Origin of the sequence: Hyella patelloides LEGE 07179 (assembly GCF_900659865.1) — a bacterium.
GTDB lineage: Bacteria > Cyanobacteriota > Cyanobacteriia > Cyanobacteriales > Xenococcaceae > Hyella > Hyella patelloides.
In genome coordinates, this window is sequence record NZ_LR214386.1 from 1 (window position 1) to 5,133 (window position 5,133).

General features: G+C 39.4%; 3 protein-coding genes and 1 pseudogene. All 4 read left to right on the forward strand.

What is annotated here, in order from left to right:
* The first annotated feature begins 179 nt into the window (after positions 1–179).
* The 4 genes and pseudogenes from H1P_RS34945 (at position 180) to H1P_RS34960 (ending at position 4,662) form a co-directional block, all read left to right on the forward strand.
* A complete protein-coding gene (locus tag H1P_RS34945) occupies positions 180–527 on the forward strand; it encodes a hypothetical protein (RefSeq protein WP_222427406.1) in 348 nt (115 codons plus the stop codon).
* 270 nt (positions 528–797) lie between these two features.
* The gene (locus H1P_RS34950; protein ID WP_222427407.1) at positions 798–1,583 is read left to right on the forward strand and encodes a hypothetical protein; all 786 of its coding nucleotides are present in this window, start codon (positions 798–800) and stop codon (positions 1,581–1,583) included.
* Positions 1,584–2,700: 1,117 nt separating this feature from the next.
* A pseudogene (locus tag H1P_RS39730) lies at positions 2,701–3,240 on the forward strand (calcium-binding protein); the annotation flags it as partial.
* Between the two features lie 126 nt (positions 3,241–3,366).
* On the forward strand, positions 3,367–4,662 hold the full coding sequence (locus H1P_RS34960) for a uracil-xanthine permease family protein (protein ID WP_144876326.1): 1,296 nt from the start codon (positions 3,367–3,369) through the stop codon (positions 4,660–4,662).
* Positions 4,663–5,133 lie beyond the last annotated feature (471 nt).

A 5,133-nucleotide genomic window follows, 5' to 3' on the forward strand; every position in this document is an offset into this window, starting at 1 on the left:
AAAAAGCGAAAGAAGAGAATAAATCAGCTTAAGGAGTTCCCATTTTCCAATCAATCAAGTTGATTTTCTGAATCTATTTATTTATTGCATTGACTAAATATTCAATCTACTTAGTCTAAACTCCAGTCCTTGAAAAGATTAAATTAAAGATCTAACAGTTTAATAGGTGTTAAAAAACCATGATTCATCACATTTCTCTCCCTGCTAAAAACCCACTTCACGTTGCTGAAGTGTTAGCCGAACTGTTTAATGGTTATTCTGCTCCTTTTTCATCTCATTCAGACAGTTATGTAGCATTTGCTGCTGATAAGTATGGGACTTTGATTGAAGTCTATCCTATTGGCACAGAAATGATTCCAGGAGAAGGGGATCAACCAATAACCAAAACCAAAATCAAAATTCTTCTAAGCAATTTATTGCTACTCACGCTGCTATTTCTATACCGCTTGACCAGTCCCAAATCGAATCTATTGCCAAGCGCGAACAATGGCGATGCTTGCGTTGTAGTCGCGGTTACTTTGATGTAATTGAGTTTTGGGTGGAAAATGCCGTGTTACTCGAACTAGCAACTCCAGAGTTGGCAAAACATTACACCACCGCTTTAGAACCAGAAAAATTAGCCGAGTATTTTGCTAGAGAAAATTAAAATTGATGTCTTTCAAGGGTGCTGAAATAATGGCGATCGCATAATTGCTTTCTATAATTATTACGCATTACAAAAAATCACAAAAATACTATCCTACCGCCATTATTCTTGTAAATATTTAGTAGCAACACAAATAAGTGAGCTTCCATTTATGACTCGATCCATTAATTTTTCTCTCAATAATCTAGCCGTAGCGGTTATGGGAACAGTAGTAACAGCTTCTTCTTTAGCGATCGCTGCTCCCGTAAAAGCTTTAACACTGGTTACAGACCGTTCGACGTTAAGAACTAGCGATCGCCTAGATTTTGCCAGTCTAGGGCGAGTATTCGACCCTGTTGCGCCCCCTACTCCCGATTCCTTTTTACCCAATACTTTTTCTGCTACCTCAGAAAATGGTTTAGAACTAAATTTTGCTATTCCTCCTAGTAACGATCCAGCCATTAGTCCACCTTTTATCTTTCAAACTGGCTTTCCACCCGAAGGCATTCCTACAAACTTTGCTGATGGCGATTTTCTCTTATTTACTGGAGCCGATTTTCGCTTTTTTCCTTCTCCTGGCAATCCAGGTCCAATAACAATTGACTTTACCACTCCTGTAACTGGCGCAGGAACTCAGATTGCTGTAGACGATACTCTTTCTTTTACTGCTTCGGTTTCTGCTTTTGACGATGGAGGCAATTTATTAGACAGCTTTTCCGTACCAGGTACTTCTTCATTAGCATTAGATAACTCGGCTCTATTTTTGGGTGTAGTCAGTGAAGAAGCTAATATTTCTCGGCTCGTTTATAGTTCTTCTGTGCCAAATCGAGCTATTGGCATCAATACAGTGAGTATCAGTAACGGTACGACAATTCCCGAACCTTCTACTCTTTTTAGCTTGGTAATAATAGCTAGTTCCAGCATCTATTGTCTGAAAAGCAAATCCCGGTCTTCTTAGTTTAATTATTAATCAATTAATACCAGTTCGACCAATTTTATTTTGAATAAATTTACTTTTGATTTCAAGAAACCAAATAATAGGCTGTTAGCTGTTAAGGTGTTCTCTATTCCTTTTTTTTAATCACCATAGTAAGCAAACGGACATGATTAAAATCAACCAGGTTAAAAAGTGTTATATCAATTAAAATTTCCTGACTACTTTACGGGCTTGGCAATGCCAAGCCCCTACTCCTAAACTTCATCCAAGAACTTTTTCTGTAAACCCCACTTAATCACTTTTTCTCGAAAACAGCATGAAATTATTTCCCAGAAGTATCTTAACTGCTCTGTTCACCTCAGTTATCTTGTCTTCCCAAGCTCAAGCAGTTACCCTAACATCAAGAGAACAAGTAGATCGGGCTGTTGATTGGTTTACAGGCTTGTTTGACAATAGCAAACAAGTAGTTACAGAGCCAGATGTTCCCTTTTTAACAATGGAAAACTGTGCAGCTTTACCTTTTCCTTTTGGTGAGATTACCGAAAATGAAACTGACTTCTGGGAAATTCTCAATAAAAATCTGGTAACCAGTCTGTTGAGCGAGCCTATACCCACTCCTTTTGGCATTGAATATAATCTCGATGAGGTCTTAGATTCGATTACGGTAGACCTCGATGTGCAATCTGGTTCGTCGGGAATTGAGACACCCCGTAGTACTATGGCAGTGGCAACTCCTCAACTTGAGGCACTTGCTTTAGAGGAGACTTTCTCTTTCCAACTACTCGATTATGAAATCGAACATCAAGGTGAAGCCGTAATCGATCTGGCGGTGGATTTAGACCTCAAAGATGGTATTGGTACGGAAGACCCTTTGGAATACCCCGACTTTGTTCCCATCCGTGACTATATTACAGATTTTCTAGTTAACTATGAAAATGAAACTGACTTCTGGGAAATTCTCAATAAAAATCTGGTAACCAGTTTGATTAGTGAGCCCATCCCCACTCCTTTTGGCATTGAATATAATCTCGATGAGGTCTTAGATTCAATTACGGTAGACCTCGATATTCAATCTGGTTCGTCGGGAATTGAGACACCCCGTAGTAGTAGAGTTGTGCAAACCGTAGAAAGGTCTGAACCGTTACCAGAAGAAATAGAAACAGTGTTTGGTAGTGCGGAAGCTGACTTTTTTGATGCAGCAATTCCCGATGACAAAGAATTTGTCGGAAACAACCAGATTCTCTTTACAGGTAGTGGTGATGATACTGTAGATATTACTTTTGCCCCTGGAGGGAAATTAAGTCGTGTAGATTTGGGTAGTGGTGACGATACCCTGTTTGGAGGAAGTAATCATCGCATTATTGCTGGTTCTGGTAGCGATCTCCTCTTTTTGGGTTCGGGGGAAGGTAATAATATTATCACTGGAGGAACAGGCGATAGCGATCAATTCTGGTTAGTTACAGACACCCTTGATTTACCCAGTCAAGAGAATACGATTACTGACTTTGTTTCCACTGAAGATGTCATTGGTTTTGCCAATACAACTCTGGGGTTTGACCAGTTGAATTTGATTCAAGACGGTAGTAACACTATTATTAATGCTTTGGGTCAAGATTTAGCAATACTCTTGGATACCCAAGTAACTGATTTAAATGCAAGTGATTTCGTTTTTACTTAATGGCTGAATATAGATTCTGATTTGAGGAGCGAAACTATTAGCTTGCTTATTGTAATAAGTAAAACTTATTATCACATATAGGGGAGAGCCGTAAAACTTTTTGTTCTGCTCATCAAATAATAATCAATGACTAAATTTCGAGATATTTCATCAGAAGCGAGTGAAGATACAACTGTTTTGGCTACGACTTATAAATTTCGGATTCGAGATTTTTTAGTGGGCGTACAAATGCTTTTTGTAGCTTTTGGAGCTTTGGTATTAGTGCCAATTTTAGCGGGATTAGACCCTAATGTTGCTCTGTTTACCTCTGGATTGGGAACTTTATGCTTTCAATTAGTTACAGGGGGTAAAGTTCCTGTTTATCTAGCATCTTCTTTTGCTTTTATCGCACCTATTACTTTGAGCGTTGAGAAGTTTGGTTTAGCTGAAACCTTATCAGGACTTGCTGTTGCTGGAGTACTATATCTGGTTTTGAGCCTAATTGTTTTTTGGCGTGGTTCGGCAATTATTTCGCGAATTTTACCAGCTATCGTAACTGGGCCAGTAATTATGGTTATTGGTTTAAGTTTAGCTCCCATCGCAGTGGCAATGGCTTCGGAAGCGGGGGAAGGATATAGTAGAGCGATCGTGATAGCGATCGCTACCGTTTCTCTTTTAGCAACTATGCTAGCTGCGATTTTGGCTCGTGGTTTCTTGAAGTTAATTGCGATTTTATTTGGTATTGTTGCAGGCTATCTAGTATCTTTACCCTTTGGTTTGGTAGATTTTAGTGCCGTTGGACAAGCTACCTGGTTGCAGATTCCTAGCTTCACCGTACCAAGTTTTCATCTACCAGCAATTCTCTTTATCTTACCAGTTGCGATCGCTCCTGCGATAGAACATATTGGAGACGTGCTAGCAATTGGTTCGGTGACGGGAAATAACTATCTGCGCGATCCAGGGATACATCGAACCCTCTTAGGAGATGGTTTAGCGACAACTTTGGCTGCATTTTTAGGAGGACCACCTAACACTACTTATTCCGAGGTTACAGGAGCAGTGGCTTTAACTCAAGCTTTCAACCCAGGAATTATGACTTGGGCAGCATTGACTGCAATTACACTATCATTTTGCGGAAAATTGGGAGCTATCATACAAACTATTCCCGTTCCCGTAATGGGTGGTATTTTAATTGTTCTGTTTGGCACTATCGTAGTTATTGGTATCAACAGTATGATTCAAGCTAGAGACGATCTATTACAACCCCGCAATATAGCAATTGTTAGTGCAATCTTAATCTTAGGTGTCGGCGGAATGAGCATTAGTGCTGGAACATTCGCTCTAGAAGGAATTGGACTATCTAGCATCATCGGAGTGCTATTAAACTTATTACTACCTCGAAGTTCGCTAGATAACAACCAAGTTAAAAAGCAGATTGAATAAGCATTTTAGCTTTAATACCTTGGTGATAAAAAGGTAGCTTGTTAGGAGGTAATAATATTAACTGTTATTTACCGCGCTTTTCATACTCGTCATCCACAACAATCAAATTTTAAAAAGCAAGCGAGCTTAAAAGCTCAAAAGCTCCGAACTAATACTAATTCTCGCGCACTAGCTAGATATCCCTCTTTTGTCAGACTCCGAAAACTTTTGTATTTTTTCAATTTTGTAACTCTTATACAGAAAGCGATTTACGAGCTATTTACTAATAAAAAATCAATCCGCACATTCAATCGATAAAATTTTCATAATTTTAAAATGTCGCACTTGAAAATACCTATCTGTATATGACGAGCGCGGGGATGGGGGGACTTCAACAAACCACAGTTAACTGTGAGAGACAAAACATAAAACCAGAAAAGTGAGGGGTCGTCTGGGCGGGTCTCCCGCCCAGCTTGTGAACCCCGTCCCCCC